The organism is Citrobacter portucalensis, assembly GCF_002042885.1.
Taxonomy (GTDB): Bacteria; Pseudomonadota; Gammaproteobacteria; order Enterobacterales; family Enterobacteriaceae; genus Citrobacter; species Citrobacter portucalensis.
Map to the genome: position 1 here is coordinate 255908 of NZ_MVFY01000004.1, position 15316 is coordinate 271223.

17 protein-coding genes are annotated in these 15316 nt (G+C 53.7%); 7 read left to right on the forward strand and 10 right to left on the reverse strand.

What is annotated here, in order from left to right; all coding sequences use genetic code 11:
• The first annotated feature begins 21 nt into the window (after window positions 1-21).
• On the forward strand, window positions 22-579 hold the full coding sequence (locus BZK40_RS08305) for a YtfJ family protein (RefSeq protein ID WP_008786027.1): 558 nt from the start codon (window positions 22-24) through the stop codon (window positions 577-579).
• On the opposite strand, the gene cysQ is transcribed toward BZK40_RS08305, so the two are convergent.
• Window positions 569-1309 carry a 3'(2'),5'-bisphosphate nucleotidase CysQ gene (cysQ, locus tag BZK40_RS08310; protein WP_008786026.1) on the reverse strand — a complete coding sequence of 247 codons (741 nt, stop codon included), beginning with the start codon at window positions 1307-1309 and terminating at the stop codon, window positions 569-571. The genes BZK40_RS08305 and cysQ overlap by 11 nt on opposite strands.
• Before the next feature lie 189 nt (window positions 1310-1498).
• On the opposite strand from cysQ, the gene cpdB reads away from it, so the two are divergent.
• Window positions 1499-3442, forward strand: coding sequence for a 2',3'-cyclic-nucleotide 2'-phosphodiesterase (gene cpdB / locus BZK40_RS08315; protein WP_079934468.1), 1944 nt, complete (start codon window positions 1499-1501; stop codon window positions 3440-3442).
• 47 nt (window positions 3443-3489) lie between these two features.
• Here the strand turns inward: cpdB and BZK40_RS08320 are convergent, their stop codons facing one another.
• Window positions 3490-3870: a winged helix-turn-helix transcriptional regulator gene (locus tag BZK40_RS08320; protein ID WP_032934267.1), complete on the reverse strand. Its 381-nt coding sequence runs from the start codon at window positions 3868-3870 to the stop codon at window positions 3490-3492.
• Between the two features lie 90 nt (window positions 3871-3960).
• On the opposite strand from BZK40_RS08320, the gene BZK40_RS08325 reads away from it, so the two are divergent.
• From BZK40_RS08325 to BZK40_RS08335, 3 genes are all read left to right on the forward strand, one after another.
• A complete protein-coding gene (locus BZK40_RS08325; RefSeq protein ID WP_079934469.1) occupies window positions 3961-4809 on the forward strand; it encodes an SDR family oxidoreductase in 849 nt (282 codons plus the stop codon).
• An 81-nt stretch (window positions 4810-4890) separates the two neighbouring features.
• Complete coding sequence (locus tag BZK40_RS08330) at window positions 4891-5715, forward strand: AraC family transcriptional regulator (RefSeq protein ID WP_079934500.1); 825 nt, start codon at window positions 4891-4893, stop codon at window positions 5713-5715.
• Between the two features lie 76 nt (window positions 5716-5791).
• Window positions 5792-6757 carry a DMT family transporter gene (locus tag BZK40_RS08335; RefSeq protein WP_079934470.1) on the forward strand — a complete coding sequence of 322 codons (966 nt, stop codon included), beginning with the start codon at window positions 5792-5794 and terminating at the stop codon, window positions 6755-6757.
• A gap of 68 nt (window positions 6758-6825) precedes the next feature.
• Here BZK40_RS08335 and BZK40_RS08340 read toward each other — a convergent pair whose 3' ends face one another.
• The gene (locus tag BZK40_RS08340; RefSeq protein WP_079934471.1) at window positions 6826-8397 is read right to left on the reverse strand and encodes a methyl-accepting chemotaxis protein; all 1572 of its coding nucleotides are present in this window, start codon (window positions 8395-8397) and stop codon (window positions 6826-6828) included.
• A 244-nt stretch (window positions 8398-8641) separates the two neighbouring features.
• On the opposite strand from BZK40_RS08340, the gene ytfE reads away from it, so the two are divergent.
• Window positions 8642-9304: an iron-sulfur cluster repair protein YtfE gene (gene ytfE / locus BZK40_RS08345; protein ID WP_003025690.1), complete on the forward strand. Its 663-nt coding sequence runs from the start codon at window positions 8642-8644 to the stop codon at window positions 9302-9304.
• A 147-nt stretch (window positions 9305-9451) separates the two neighbouring features.
• On the opposite strand, the gene cycA is transcribed toward ytfE, so the two are convergent.
• On the reverse strand, window positions 9452-10861 hold the full coding sequence (cycA, locus tag BZK40_RS08350) for a D-serine/D-alanine/glycine transporter (protein ID WP_008786019.1): 1410 nt from the start codon (window positions 10859-10861) through the stop codon (window positions 9452-9454).
• 308 nt (window positions 10862-11169) lie between these two features.
• Complete coding sequence (gene bamJ, locus BZK40_RS08355) at window positions 11170-11790, reverse strand: BamJ family beta-barrel-assembly machinery protein (protein WP_032934269.1); 621 nt, start codon at window positions 11788-11790, stop codon at window positions 11170-11172.
• 219 nt (window positions 11791-12009) lie between these two features.
• On the opposite strand from bamJ, the gene BZK40_RS08360 reads away from it, so the two are divergent.
• A complete protein-coding gene (locus tag BZK40_RS08360; protein ID WP_079934472.1) occupies window positions 12010-12660 on the forward strand; it encodes a LysM-like peptidoglycan-binding domain-containing protein in 651 nt (216 codons plus the stop codon).
• Window positions 12661-12724: 64 nt separating this feature from the next.
• Here BZK40_RS08360 and BZK40_RS08365 read toward each other — a convergent pair whose 3' ends face one another.
• The 5 genes from BZK40_RS08365 to rpsF form a co-directional block, all read right to left on the reverse strand.
• Window positions 12725-13648: a DMT family transporter gene (locus BZK40_RS08365; protein WP_079934473.1), complete on the reverse strand. Its 924-nt coding sequence runs from the start codon at window positions 13646-13648 to the stop codon at window positions 12725-12727.
• Window positions 13649-13790: 142 nt separating this feature from the next.
• The gene (gene rplI / locus BZK40_RS08370) at window positions 13791-14240 is read right to left on the reverse strand and encodes a 50S ribosomal protein L9 (protein ID WP_003025676.1); all 450 of its coding nucleotides are present in this window, start codon (window positions 14238-14240) and stop codon (window positions 13791-13793) included.
• A 41-nt stretch (window positions 14241-14281) separates the two neighbouring features.
• A complete protein-coding gene (rpsR, locus tag BZK40_RS08375; RefSeq protein WP_000135199.1) occupies window positions 14282-14509 on the reverse strand; it encodes a 30S ribosomal protein S18 in 228 nt (75 codons plus the stop codon).
• Between the two features lie 4 nt (window positions 14510-14513).
• Window positions 14514-14828, reverse strand: a complete 315-nt coding sequence (gene priB, locus BZK40_RS08380) for a primosomal replication protein N (RefSeq protein ID WP_003025674.1) — start codon at window positions 14826-14828, stop codon at window positions 14514-14516.
• Between the two features lie 6 nt (window positions 14829-14834).
• Window positions 14835-15230 carry a 30S ribosomal protein S6 gene (gene rpsF / locus BZK40_RS08385; RefSeq protein ID WP_003025672.1) on the reverse strand — a complete coding sequence of 132 codons (396 nt, stop codon included), beginning with the start codon at window positions 15228-15230 and terminating at the stop codon, window positions 14835-14837.
• Window positions 15231-15316: the final 86 nt, after the last annotated feature.

The window sequence follows — 15316 nt, forward strand, 5'->3', positions numbered from 1 at the left end:
TAAAAGAAAGAAGGAAAACCTATGACCTTACGAAATCTGCTGGCGCTGTCGTGCCTGCTACTGCCGATGATTGCCTCCGCACATAAGTTTGAGACTGACCAGCGCGTACCGCCGGTGGGGATCGCCGATCGCGGCGAACTGATTCTCGATAACGATAAGTTTAGCTACAAAAGCTGGAATAGCGCGCAGTTGCCAGGCAAAGTGCGAATTGTGCAACACATTGCCGGACGCACCTCCGCCAAAGAGAAAAATGCGACGCTGATCGAGGCAATCAAAGCCGCCAACCTGCCGCACGACAAATACCAGACCACCACTATCGTCAACACGGATGACGCCATTCCCGGCTCCGGTATGTTTGTGCGCAGCAGTCTGGAGAGCAATAAGAAGCTCTACCCGTGGTCGCAATTTATTGTCGACAGCAATGGCATTGCGCGTAAAGCCTGGCAACTGGATGAAGAGAGTTCCGCTATCGTCGTACTCGACAAGGACGGACGCGTGCAGTGGGCAAAAGATGGCGCATTAACGCAGGAAGAGGTGCAGCAGGTAATTGCCCTGCTGCACAAATTACTCAGTAAATAGAGACGCGGAAGCCGGGGTTGAGGAACGATTCACGTGGGGTGTAATCCAGAGGTTTCCCCTGCCAGTCGTGAACGTGCGCTCCGGCTGCGGCGGCAACGGCATGGCCAGCGGCGGTGTCCCACACGTTGGTTGGCCCAAAACGCGGATACAGCTGTGCGTGCCCTTCCGCCACCAGGCAGAACTTCAGCGATGAGCCAATCGACGTGGTCTGGTGCTCGCCCAACTGTTGCAGATACTCTTTTAACTCATTGTCGGCATGCGAGCGGCTAATGACCACCAGCGGCGGACGCGCGTCACGAACCTGAATTTGTTTGCGTACGCCGCACTCTTCTTTCCACGCTTTACCTTCTGCTGCGCTGTACATCACTTTCATTACCGGCGCGTAAACCACGCCCAGAACCGGCTTTCCTTTCTCGATCAGCGCAATATTGACGGTAAATTCACCGTTACGCTTAATGAACTCTTTGGTCCCGTCCAGCGGGTCCACCAGCCAGTAGCGCTGCCAATGCTGGCGAACATCCCAGCCAGGAGGCGCCTCTTCAGACAGAACCGGAATATCCGGCGTCAGCGCCAGTAATCCTTCGAGGATCACCGTATGTGCGGCGATATCTGCCGCCGTGACCGGAGAATCATCCTGCTTGCTGGTAATCTCCATCGGTTTGATTCCATCGTAGACCTGCATAATGGCATCGCCCGCGTTCCGTGCAAGCTGGCATACATGTTCTAGCATTCTCCACCTCGTTTCTGTCAGTGGTGTTAACTCGTTGTTTTACTTATACCCGATCGTCAGGGGATCCGCCAACTGTGATAGCGTCTGCGGTTTTAAACGCTATATTCATGTCATGATTCACAGTTCTGTAAGCAAGAAGATTTATATACATTTTCTTTTGTGGCTTAGATCTTAAAAGGATGCCCCCTGATGATTAAGTTTAGTGCAACGCTTCTGGCAACGCTGATTGCAGCCAGCGTCAATGCCGCGACCGTCGATCTGCGTATAATGGAAACCACTGATTTGCATAGCAATATGATGGATTTCGATTATTACAAAGATACACCGACTGAAAAATTCGGTCTGGTACGTACGGCAAGTCTGATCAACGCTGCGCGTGGTGAAGTCAAAAACAGCGTGCTGGTTGATAATGGCGATCTGATTCAGGGCAGCCCGCTCGGAGATTATATGGCGGCCAAGGGGCTGAAAGCGGGCGAAACTCACCCGGTATATAAGGCGCTGAATACCCTGGATTACGCGGTGGGTAACCTCGGCAACCATGAATTCAACTACGGTCTGGAGTATCTGCACAACGCGCTGGCCGGAGCGAAGTTCCCTTACGTTAACGCCAATATCATCGACGTGAAGACCAAAAAGCCGCTGTTTACGCCTTACTTGATCAAAGACACTGAAGTGGTCGACAAGGAAGGGAACAAGCAGACGCTGAAGATTGGCTATATCGGCTTTGTGCCACCGCAGATTATGACCTGGGATAAAGCCAACCTCAGCGGCAAAGTCACGGTGGACGACATTACGGAAACTGCACGCAAATACGTTCCGGAAATGCGGGAAAAAGGCGCCGATGTCGTGGTGGTGGTTGCTCACTCCGGGCTTTCTGCCGACCCATATCAAACGATGGCGGAAAACTCCGTTTATTACCTCAGCGAAGTACCGGGCGTGGATGCCATTATGTTTGGTCACGCTCACGCCGTCTTCCCAGGTAAAGACTTTGCCAATATAAAAGGCGCAGATATCACAAAAGGTACGCTGAATGGGGTTCCTGCGGTGATGCCGGGTATGTGGGGCGATCACCTGGGCGTGGTGGATTTAGTGCTGAATAACGACAGCGGTAAATGGCAGGTCACTCAGGCGAAAGCCGAGGCGCGTCCGATCTATGACGCCGCAGCCAAAAAATCACTGGCAGCAGAAGACAAAAAAATCGTTGAGATCCTGAAAGCTGATCACGACGCCACGCGTGAGTTTGTCAGCAAACCGATCGGTAAATCCGCCGACAACATGTACAGCTATCTGGCGCTGGTACAGGATGACCCGACCGTACAGGTGGTGAACAACGCGCAGAAAGCCTATGTAGAACACTTTATTCAGGGCGATCCGGATCTGGCAAAACTACCGGTACTTTCCGCCGCCGCGCCGTTTAAGGTCGGTGGACGCAAGAACGATCCGGCAAGCTTCGTAGAAGTCGAAAAAGGTCAGTTAACCTTCCGTAACGCCGCTGATTTGTATCTCTATCCCAACACTCTGGTGGTGGTGAAAGCCAGCGGTAAAGAGGTGAAAGAGTGGCTGGAATGTTCTGCCGGGCAGTTCAATCAGATTGATATCCACAGCAGCAAACCACAGTCGTTGATTAACTGGGATGGCTTCCGTACCTATAATTTCGACGTGATTGACGGCGTGAATTATCAGATTGATGTTTCACAACCTGCTCGCTACGACGGTGAATGTCAGACCATTAACCCGAAAGCGGAACGTATTAAAAATCTGACCTTTAACGGCAAACCAATCGATCCGAATGCCACCTTCCTCGTCGCGACCAACAACTACCGCGCCTACGGCGGTAAGTTTGCCGGAACCGGCGACAGCCACATCGCGTTTGCTTCTCCGGATGAAAACCGCTCGGTGCTGGCCGCGTGGATTGGTGCTGAGACGAAGCGTGCCGGTGAAATTCACCCGGCGGCAGATAACAACTGGCGTCTGGCGCCAATTCATAGCGACACACCACTGGATATTCGCTTTGAAACATCACCGTCTGATAAAGCCGCGGCATTTATTAAAGAGAAAGGCCAGTATCCGCTGAAGAAAGTCGCGACCGATGACATCGGTTTCACTATTTATCAGATGGATTTAAGTAAGTAATTTTCGTGTCGGATGCGGCGCAATAGCGTCTTATCCGGCCTACAAAACTACGCAGCCCGTTCGTCCCGCTGCGCTAAAACCTGCGGCAAATTCAGTTCTATCCAGTCCGCCAGCGCGGCGACTTTATCGCTCACCTGCTCACCCAACGGCGTCAGGCTATACTCCACGTGCGGCGGCACCACCGGATACGACACCCGATTGATAAACCCATCATGCTCTAACGCTTGCAGGGATTGCGCCAGCATCTTTTCACTGACCCCGCCCATCTTACGGCGCAAATCGCTGAAACGGTGCGTACCGTCGCGCAGCGCCACCAGAATCAACACGCCCCAGCGGCTGGTGACGTGTTTTAACACCTCACGGGAGGGACACTGTTCGGCAAACAAGTTGCCATCGCGTAACTGCTGGGAGAGCGTCGATGCTGTCATTTTCATACTAACCTTTTTGTGCGTACTTACTAAAAGTAAGTTTAGGTGTTAGCGTGATTAAACACAAGACCAATACCAAGGAGTCACCCCATGATCGCAATTACCGGCGCCACCGGCCAACTGGGCCAACACGTTATTGAATCTCTGCTGAAAACCGTTCCTGCCAGCCAGATTGTGGCAATTGTGCGTAATCCCGCTAAAGCGACGGGGCTTAGCCAGCAGGGCATTACCGTTCGTCAGGCGGATTACAGCAATGAAGCCGCCTTTACAACTGCCTTACAGGGTATCGACAAGCTACTGCTAATCTCCTCCAGCGAAGTGGGACAACGCGCCCCGCAGCATCGTAACGTGATTAACGCAGCGAAAGCCGCGCACGTGAAATTCATCGCCTACACCAGCCTGCTGCACGCCGACACCTCCCCGCTGGGGCTGGCTGATGAGCATGTGGCAACCGAGAAGATGCTGGCTGAATCCGGTATCGCCTACGCGCTGCTGCGTAACGGCTGGTACACCGAAAACTATCTCGCCAGCGCACCGGCTGCACTGGAACACGGCGTGTTTATCGGGGCTGCAGGTGAAGGCAAAATTGCCTCAGCGACCCGCGCCGACTATGCCGCTGCCGCCGCGCGCGTCATCAGTGAAGACGGTCACGCCGGTAAAACTTATGAACTGGCGGGCGACGCAGGCTGGACCCTGAGCCAGTTGGCTGCCGAGCTGGCAAAACAGAGTGGTAAAAAAGTGGTGTATCAGAACCTGAGCGAAGCAGATTTTGCCGCCGCACTTAAAGGTGTAGGCCTGCCTGCCGGGCTGGCGGACATGCTGGCTGACTCAGACACTGGCGCCTCCAAAGGTGGTCTGTTCGACGACAGCCATACACTGAGCAAACTGATTGGTCGCCCGACCACCTCGTTGTCTGACAGCGTCAAAGGCATCGTGTAAGTGTTAAAAATTAGTTAATTGTGGTGGCATCCCCGCGCATCCTCTCTGATAATGACAGGATGATGCGTGGGGAGAGAAAACGTGCAAGGTGTACCTGAGCAGTTTATTGATGAGAAAGACAGCGCCCGCTTTCGCCATCTGGCGCAGGTGCCGGGCGTTGAGCTGTATCATGCACACATCTCGCGTTACGCTTTCGAGCCGCACACCCATGAAGCGTTTGGCATTGGCGCGATAGAAGCCGGAGCCGAACGTTTTCGTTATCGCGGCACGCAGTATGTTGCCCCCGCCCATTCCGTCGTCACCATGAATCCCGATGAGCTGCATACCGGCGAAGCCGAAACCGCCGACGGCTGGCGCTATCGGATGATTTATCTTGAACCCGACCTTCTGGAAGAGGTCACCGGGATCCGCCACTGGTGGTTTCATGACGTAACGCGTCACGATCCGCTGCGCTCGCGCCAGATCTGCTCGCTGATCCACGGCCTGTGGAACACTGAAGATCCGCTGGCGCAAAAAGGCCTTCTACTCGATCTGATCGACACGTTCCAGCCGCTGGCCCGCCATGCGCCAATATTAACGGAGGGGGCGCATCGCTTTGAACGGGTACGTGAGTATCTGCACGATAATTATATGCATCCGGTCACGCTCGACGAGCTGGCGCGGGTTGCATCGCTGAGTCCCTGGCATTTTCAGCGCCAGTTTAAGTCTCATTTCCACGTCACGCCGCACCAGATGCTGATGGCGATCCGGTTGTGGCGAGCCAAAGGTTTTCTCACTTACGGTATGCCCGCCGCAGAGGTCGCCGCCGCAACCGGCCTCACCGACCAGTCGCATCTCACCCGCGCGTTTACCCATCGCTACGGCATTACGCCGGTGCGTTATCAGAAACAAGTCGTCCGGCGTTGATCAGCAATCTCATACAATACGGCAGCATTTTTCCTGCCTACACTCGACGTATTGTTAAACGATGTGGATGTCCAAAATGATTAGCGGTGTGTTGTATGCCCTGTTGGCCGGGCTGATGTGGGGATTAATTTTTGTTGGACCGCTGATCGTACCGGAATACCCGGCGGTATTGCAGTCGATGGGGCGTTATCTGGCGCTGGGGCTGATCGCATTGCCGATTGCCTGGCTGGGACGTGCGCGCCTGCGTCAACTTGTGCGGAAAGACTGGATAACTGCGCTGACGCTAACAATGATGGGGAATCTGATTTATTACGTTTGCCTGGCAAGCGCCATTCAGCGCACCGGCGCGCCGGTTTCAACGATGATTATCGGCACATTGCCGGTGGTGATCCCGGTCTTCGCTAACCTGCTCTACAGCCAGCGTGACGGCAAATTATCATGGTGGCGCCTGTCGCCTGCGCTGGTATTGATTGGTATAGGACTGCTGTGCGTGAATATCTCGGAGTTGAATCAGGGGTTACCAGACTTTAGTGGCTGGCGTTATGGTTCCGGCATCGCGCTGGCGCTTGTCTCGGTGGTGTGTTGGGCATGGTATGCGCTGCGTAATGCCCGCTGGCTGCGCGAGAATCCGGATAAGCACCCGATGATGTGGGCGACGGCCCAGGCTCTGGTAACGTTGCCCGTTTCTCTGCTCGGTTACATTGCCGCCTGCCTGTGGCTGAACGGGCAAACGCCGGACTTCGCTCTACCCTTCGGTCCGCGTCCGGGCGTGTTTATCGGTCTGATGATAGCCATTGCGGTATTGTGTTCGTGGGTTGGCGCACTGTGCTGGAACGTCGCCAGCCAAAAATTACCGACGGTGATCCTCGGCCCGCTGATTGTCTTCGAAACGCTGGCCGGTTTGTTGTACACCTTTATTCTGCGTCAGGAATTTCCACCTCTGCTGACGGTTAGCGGTATTGCGCTACTGATGGTTGGGGTGGTGATAGCCGTCAGAGCCAAGCCGCAGAAACCGAGCGTCGTGGTGGTTTCACAATCATAATGTGCCGGATGGCACTGCTTATCCGGCCTACAAGGACTGTACGATCTCATGTAGGCCGGATAAGGCGTTTACGCCGCCATCCGGCGCGACACCTTAAACACCGCTACCGTCTGGTTCAACCGCGCGGCCTGCTCTTCAAGCGCAGCAGCGGCGGAAGCGGATTCTTCTACCAGCGAGGCGTTTTGCTGCGTGACGCGATCCATTTCGGCAACCGCCTGGCCTACCTGATCGATACCCCGACTTTGTTCATCAGAAGCTGAGGCAATTTCGCCCATGATGTCAGTCACGCGGGTCACAGCGCTAACTATTTCCGCCATCGTTTCGCCCGCTTCATGCACCAGCGCCGTACCGGCATTGACCCGATTCCCTGAGTCATCTATCAGCGCTTTGATCTCCTTCGCCGCCTGAGCGCTACGCTGCGCCAGCGTCCGAACCTCGCCTGCGACCACGGCAAATCCGCGCCCCTGCTCGCCCGCACGCGCCGCTTCCACCGCCGCGTTCAACGCCAGAATATTAGTCTGGAAGGCAATGCCGTCGATAACATTGGTAATTTGCGCGATTTTGCTGGAACTGGTGGCAATTTCATCCATCGTACGCACCACGCCATCGACCACGGTTCCGCCTTTTTGCGCCGTCTGTGAAGCATTTTTTGCCAGACTGGTCGCCTGACGCGCGTTATCCGCATTCTGCTTCACGGTTGCGGTGAGTTGTTCCATACTGGCTGCGGTCTCTTCCAGAGAGGCGGCCTGCTGTTCGGTACGTGAAGAGAGATCGTTACTGCCGGCGGCAATTTCACCCGCGCCGGTATAGATGGTATCGGCCCCGTCACGCACCACGCTGACCGTGTTCGCCAGCGCCTGCTGCATGTCACGGACGTTGCTTGCCAGCAGCGCCATTTCATTACTGCCATCGGCGTTGATACGATGCGTCAAATCACCGGCGGCAATGTAGCGAATATGTCCCATCACCTCGTTGAGCGGCTTGAGCAATACACGCTGCATAGCGACCCAGCTAATTACGATAACAGCCACAACGACTGCTATCACGATGGCCAGCGTCCACAATATACGCAGATAGTCGTTTTCATTTTCCTGCACTCCAGCAGCGGCCAGCGCCGTTTGCGCGCTACGCCATTGCCGATAAACGTCCTGCATGGCCGTTTGCTTTTGCTCGGCATTCTGCTTGAACATCTCTTCCAGCTTTCCTTCAGCCAGCAGCGCGTTCATTTTTGCCAGCGTCGCAGAATAGATGCCGTACTGCTCTTCCAGTCGATCGGCCAGATGCTCATCCAGCCCCGGCGTTTCCGGCAGAGCGTAGTATTTATCGTAATGCTCTTTCGATTCGGCCAACAGGCGATTTGCCGTGTTCACCAGCTCCTGCAACTGACCGCCGTTAATCTCGCTGGCCATCGTTCCCTGTAAACGCAGCATGCCCCGGTTGAGCGTGACGCGAGCCTGGTTCAGGCTAATCCACGCATCGGTAAACTCGGCCACGTTCTGGCTGGAAAGTTGAGACACGTTAAAGTTCTGCTTATCGTTATTGAGTGCGCCAATAAAGACGCCCGCGGAGATGAGCTGCATTGCGCCCAGCGCGAGTAACACGGTGATAAGTAAGGTTATCACTTTGATTCGTTTGAACATCTGTAGCCTTTTATTATGCAGGTATTGTCTGAGGTCTAACTATCGGCAGCGGCGTGCGCTTATTTAATCCTGTCGTGCGGCTTTTTTCGCCGTACTTCTCCTTTCCAATAAGATTCAGCATCTTAACGAGATAAGAAATTTTCGTGACGCCCATCACAAAACACCCCACCCCGAAAGGGTTATATCCTTCGCCATAAGTTGCATTTAAAATGCACCTTATATTATTGAGAATGAGGTAACGGCAATGTCTTATCGCGATCAACCTTTAGGTGAACTGGCGCTCTCTATTCCTCGCGCTTCGGCCCTGTTTCGTAAATACGATATGGATTACTGCTGCGGCGGTAAGCAAACGCTGGCACGCGCTGCCGCGCGTAAAGAGCTGGATTTAGACGTTATTGAGGCGCAGCTCGCGCAGCTGGCTGAACAGCCGCTGGAGAAAGACTGGCGTACCGTGGCTCTGGCTGAAATCATCGACCATATCATCGTGCGTTATCACGACAGACACCGCGAACAGCTGCCGGAGCTGATCCTGCAGGCCACTAAAGTTGAACGCGTTCACGCAGACAAACCGAACGTACCGCGCGGTCTGGCGAAAAACCTGACCATGCTGCATGAAGAGCTGTCCAGCCACATGATGAAAGAAGAACAGATCCTGTTCCCGATGATCAAACAGGGCATGGGTAGCCAGGCGATGGGGCCAATCAGCGTGATGGAAAGCGAGCATGACGATGCGGGTGAACTGGTGGAAGTGATCAAACACATCACCCATAACGTAACGCCGCCACCAGAGGCCTGCACTACCTGGAAAGCCATGTATAACGGCATTAACGAGATGATTGACGACCTGATGGAACACATCAGCCTGGAAAACAATGTGTTGTTCCCGCGTGCCCTCGCAGGTGAATAAAAAAGCCCGGTGGCGCTAGCGCTTACCGGGCCTACAACGACCTCGAACGTAGGCCTGATAAGGCGAAGCCGCATCAGGCAATCCCGCCAGCATAGTGCCGGATGCGGCGTAAACGCCTTATCCGGCCAACATCTCACGTCTTAGCGATTAACGCACGCCTGCCATACGTTTCTTACCGATAAACAACCAGCCCAGACCCAGCGCGATGAACCACAACGGCGTTACGATCAGCGCCTGACGGGTATCATCTTCCAGCGTCAGCAGTACCAGTACGAAGACGAAAAACGCCATACATACCCAGCACATCAGCTTGCCTAACGGCATCTTGTAGATTGATTTTTCATGCAGGTGAGGACGCTGCTTGCGGTACACCAGGTACGAGCAAAGAATGATGGTCCAGACGAACATGAACAGAATCGCCGATACAGTGGTGATCATGGTGAAGGCGCCAATCACGCTCGGGTTCACGTACAGCATCACCACGCCGCCCAGCAGACAGATACAGGAGAAGGTTAAACCCTTCGCCGGAACTGCGCGTTTAGACAGCTTGGCAAACGCTTTAGGCGCAACGCCTTCCTGCGCCAGACCGAACAGCATACGGCTGGTAGAGAACACGCCGCTGTTTGCAGAAGAGGCAGCTGAAGTCAGCACCACAAAGTTGATCAGGCTCGCCGCAGCAGGCAGACCAACCAACACAAACAGTTCAACGAATGGGCTCTTGGTTGGCACTACCGAGCTCCACGGCGTAACGGACATAATCACGATCAGCGCGAACACGTAGAACATGATGATACGGATTGGAATCGAGTTAATGGCGCGCGGCAGAGATTTCTCCGGATCCTTGGTTTCCGCTGCGGTCGTACCCACCAGCTCAATACCCACAAACGCAAACACGGCTATCTGGAAGCCGGCAAAGAAGCCACTCAGACCTTTCGGGAACCAGCCACCGTCATTCCACAAGTGCGTGAACGATGCCTGAACGCCGGTTGGCGACTGGAAGTGCGTCAGCACCATCACCAGACCGACGACAATCAGGCCGATGATGGCAACGATTTTGATCATCGCAAACCAGAACTCCATCTCACCGAACATTTTTACGGTGGCGAGGTTGAGGCTCAGCAGCAGCACAATCACCGCCAGCGAGGCGACCCAGTCTGACAATTCGGGGAACCAGAATTGCGCATACGCGGTAATCGCGACCACGTCTGCCATCCCGGTAACAACCCAGCAGAACCAGTAGGTCCAGCCGGTAAAATACCCGGCCCATGGCCCGAGCAGGTCAGAGGCAAAATCACTAAACGATTTGTACTCCAGATTCGAGAGCAGCAATTCACCCATTGCGCGCATCACGAAAAACAGCATAAAACCGATGATCATATACACAAAGATGATCGACGGGCCGGCGAGACTGATGGTTTTACCGGAGCCCATAAACAGGCCAGTACCGATAGCGCCACCAATAGCAATAAGTTGAATATGACGGTTTGTGAGATTGCGCCGTAGCGACTGTTCAGACGACGCCTCTTCAGCGGTGTCGACTTTTACCTGATCTACCATGTTTTTTCTTCCTGTACCTGTCTGTGTTGTTCAGGCTCTACGGCCTTTAGTGTGTCTATGATACGACGATCCTGTTATCAGGACTCATCGATATTAGGTAAGAATTGGCGGGATGAATACTAAGATTTAGATATAATGTTAATTTAATGTTTAAAGTGAGTGTCATATCACTCTGATAGCGCGAATCAGCTCACAAAAATACACGCTGATGGGGCATTTGCAAGATAAAATATCGACAACGACGTAACTATAGCTTTTCACGCTATTTTTTTGCTCCCCCCGGCCTCGGGGGGAACAGAAGTCACTGCTTACAGGATCTCAAGCAGCTCAACTTCGAACACCAGCGTGCTGAACGGAGGAATGGACGCGCCAGCGCCACGCTCGCCGTAAGCCAGTTCCTGAGGAATAGTCAGTTCCCATTTGGAACCTACCGGCATCAGGGTCAGCGCTTCAATCCAGCCTGGGATTACGCCGTTAACCGGGAATTCAGCCGGTTCGCCACGTGCGACAGAGCTGTCAAACACGGTACCGTCGATCAGCTTACCGGTGTAGTGCACGCGAACGCGGTCAGTACGTGCCGGAATAGCACCTTCACCCTGGGTCAGAACACGGAACTGCAAACCGGATTCAGTGCTGTTCACACCGTCTTTCTCACGGTTTTCTTCCAGATATTTGACGCCATCAGCCGCCATAGCCTGGAAACGCTCGCGACGAACTGCATCAGCACGTTCGTGGATTTCACGCAGTGCGCGATGCACAACATCAACCGGCACTGCCGGGTGCTTACCTTCCAGCGCGTCAGCGATACCCGCTACCAGCGCTTCAGGCAACAGTCCTTCCAGTCCGGATTCGCTCAGCTGTTGTCCTACCTGCAAACCAATGCCGTAGCTTGCTTGCGCTTCGATAGTGTCAAAAGTCGGGTTAGCCATCATATTTCCTTTCATCGGATGTAAAGTAGCGGGCAGCATATCAGCCATGCCGCATCCGGTAAAACTTTGTCTCGGGAACAGATGACAAATCGCGAGGAAACATAAACAATAGGAATATCCCGCGTTGACGTCACGAAAGCGGGTAATATGACGAACATCATAGCGTTAGCCATCTATACTCTATGATCGAGGAACGAGACGCGGAGCAGGAGGAAAGCCATGCCCGGGCGCTTTGAATTAAAACCAACCCTGGCGAAAATCTGGCATGCACCGGACAATTTTCGCATTATGGACCCGCTACCGCCTATGCACCGCCGCGGCATTATTATTGCTGCTATTGTGTTGGTGATAGGTTTCCTGCTCCCTTCCAGTGACACCAGCGATACCCCTATGGTGACGCGTACTGCCCAGCTGGATTTACAGTCACAGTCGCAGCCACCGACCGAGGCTCAGCTGCAGGCACAGCTTGTCCCGCCGCAAAATGATCCCGGCCAGGTCGCTCCGGTTGCGCCAGAGCCAATCCAGGAAGGAGAACCTGATGCCCAGCCTCAGGTCCAGCAATCTCAGTCGCAGACACAACCTTTCCAACAGGATAGCGGAATTGACCAGCAGTGGCGCTCCTACCGCGTAGACTCAGGTAAAACGCTGGCGCAGGTATTCCGTGACCATAACCTCCCGCCAACCGATGTGTATGCGATGGCACAGGTTGAAGGCGCCGGAAAACCACTGAGCAATCTGAAAGACGGTCAGATGATACAGATCAGGCAGAATGCCAATGGCGTGGTGACGGGATTAACCATTGATACCGGGAATGGTCAGCAGGTACTGTTTACCCGCCAGCCTAACGGCAGTTTTATCCGCGCCCGTTAAGCGCTGTGACCCCGCGATTCCAGGCCTGATAAGCGATAGCGCCATCAGGCATCAAGGTGAAACGTCAGCGTTTCACCTTGTTCACCCACCAGATCCCCGAACAGACCAGCACCAGCGCCACCGCATATTTCCATTCGAGAATGTTTTCACCGAGGAATATTGCCGACAGCACTGCTCCCGAAACTGGGATCAGGAAGTTAAACGGCGCAATCATCCCCACGCGATTATGTTTGAGCAGAATACTCCACAAGGCGAAAGCGACCGAAGAGAGTAACGTCAGGTAGCCGAGAATCGCCACCGAAGACGCACCGTGTACGGTTAGCGTGCCGCCAAAAGCGTAGCCGCCGATAACCAACGCCAGACCGCCACCGCCCAACTGGTACCCTGTCATTACTGTCGGGTCCACCGTCTGAGAAATACGTTTTCCATATAGCGTGGCAGCAGAGAGAATAAAGGCCGCCATCACTACTGAGCCGTCTCCTAACAGGCTGAAGCTAAAATCCAGTCCGCTGCTAAAGTTCACTACCATCACCCCAGCAAAGCCGAGAATACAGCCCAGCGCTTTGTTGTAGCTCAGTTTGTCATTATGGTAGATAAAATGGGCCAGCAGCACGCTGAAGAAGGTCCCGGTCGCATTCATGATGGACCCTTTCACTCCCGTCGTGAACGCCAGGCCAATGTAAAAGAAGATGTATTGCAGCGAGGTTTGCGTTAGCCCCAACAGCGTGAGTTGGCCGTACTGACGCGGGCTTAACCGGCCAATCGGTTTACGCTGCGCTACCGCCAGCAGTAGCAGCAATAATCCCGCAAACAGAAAGCGATATCCGGCAAAGACAATCTTTGAGGGAATGTCATCCGTGGCAATCTGGAAGATCTCATATCCGCTTTTGATCGCCGGATAGGCGCTCCCCCACAACAGACAGCAGAACGCTGCGCTCAGGTAGACAACATTTTTACGCGCAAACAGAGGTTGGTGCGTTGGTTCCATTCCATCACCACTTTGAAATAATGTTTTATTTTTGTGATTATCCCGAAAAGGATAAAGAATAGCCAGAGAGAAAAGCGGGGGAACAGAAAAGCAAAACGCCGGCACAGGGCCGGCGCTTTTACGCGGTCATCAGAATAAAAACTTATTCTGCAACTACGTTTACAGTCAGCTTAGCAAACACTTCGCTGTGAACCTGGAAGCTCACTTCGTGCTCGCCAGTGGTACGCAGAACGCCGTTCGGCAGACGAACTTCGCTCTTAGCTACTTCAACGCCAGCTGCAGTTACAGCGTCAGCGATGTCGCGAGTACCGATGGAACCGAACAGTTTACCTTCGTCGCCAGCTTTAGACGCGATGGTTACGGTTTCCAGTGCGTTGATTTTCTCAGCACGAGCTTCAGCAGCGGACAGAACGTCAGCCAGTTTAGCTTCCAGCTCAGCGCGACGCGCTTCGAAAAATTCAACGTTTTTCTTGGTAGCAGGAACAGCTTTACCCTGTGGTACCAGGAAGTTACGAGCATAGCCCGCTTTAACGTTAACCTGATCACCCAGGCTACCCAGGTTTGCTACTTTATCAAGCAGAATAACTTGCATTACCTTATCCTCTCAAAGTCGTATTAATGGACCGTGACCGATTACTGATGACGATCAGTGTACGGCAGCAGGGACAGGTAGCGAGCGCGTTTGATAGCGCGAGCCAGCTGACGCTGGTATTTTGCACGGGTACCGGTGATACGGCTTGGGACAATCTTACCGCTTTCGGTGATGTAGTTTTTCAGCGTAGCGATATCTTTATAGTCGATCTCTTGAACGCCTTCCGCGGTGAAACGGCAGAACTTGCGACGACGGAAATAACGTGCCATATGGCTAGTCTCCAGAATCTATCAATTCAATCTGCTCGGCATGCAGAACCATTTTGCTCAGGCCGTTCTTTGCCTTGTGGCAAGAGATGAACCCCTGAACGGTCACTGCGCTACCGACCGTTATACTGTGAGTAATGGCCTGGTTTTCGTGTCCGCTAATAATAACGGGCATTTGGCACCACGCCTGCCGGTGAAACCCGGCTTCCTCCTGCACAGAACGATGCTCAAGCACGAACTGGCAATGAGGAATTCCTGATGGACTGACCTTTCGAAGGGGGGCCCTGCACACAGTGCCGGACAACGCCAGACGGTTGGTCATCAGAAATTACTCTTCAGAATCCCCAGCTTCAGCATCATCTGCGGTTTCGTTAGCGAAATCATCGCGACGTTCACGACGCTCGTCTTTCGCTTTAACCATCGGAGATGCTTCGGTAACAGCGTGTTTAGTACGCATAACCATGCTGCGGATAACGGCATCGTTGAAGCGGAAGGTAGTTTCCAGCTCATCGATCACTTCCTGCGGCGCTTCAACGTTCATCAGAACGTAGTGAGCTTTGTGCAGTTTGTTGATCGGGTAAGCCAGCTGACGGCGGCCCCAGTCTTCCAGACGGTGGATCGTGCCTTCTGCACCAGTGATGGCAGCAGTGTAGCGTTCGATCATACCCGGAACCTGTTCGCTCTGGTCAGGATGGACCATAAAAACGATTTCGTAATGACGCATCGAATTGCTCCTTACGGATTATTCAGCCTCCTGTCTGGGTCAGCCGAGGCCCATGGAGGCAAGGAACGTGTTAAAGGTCGGCTGAA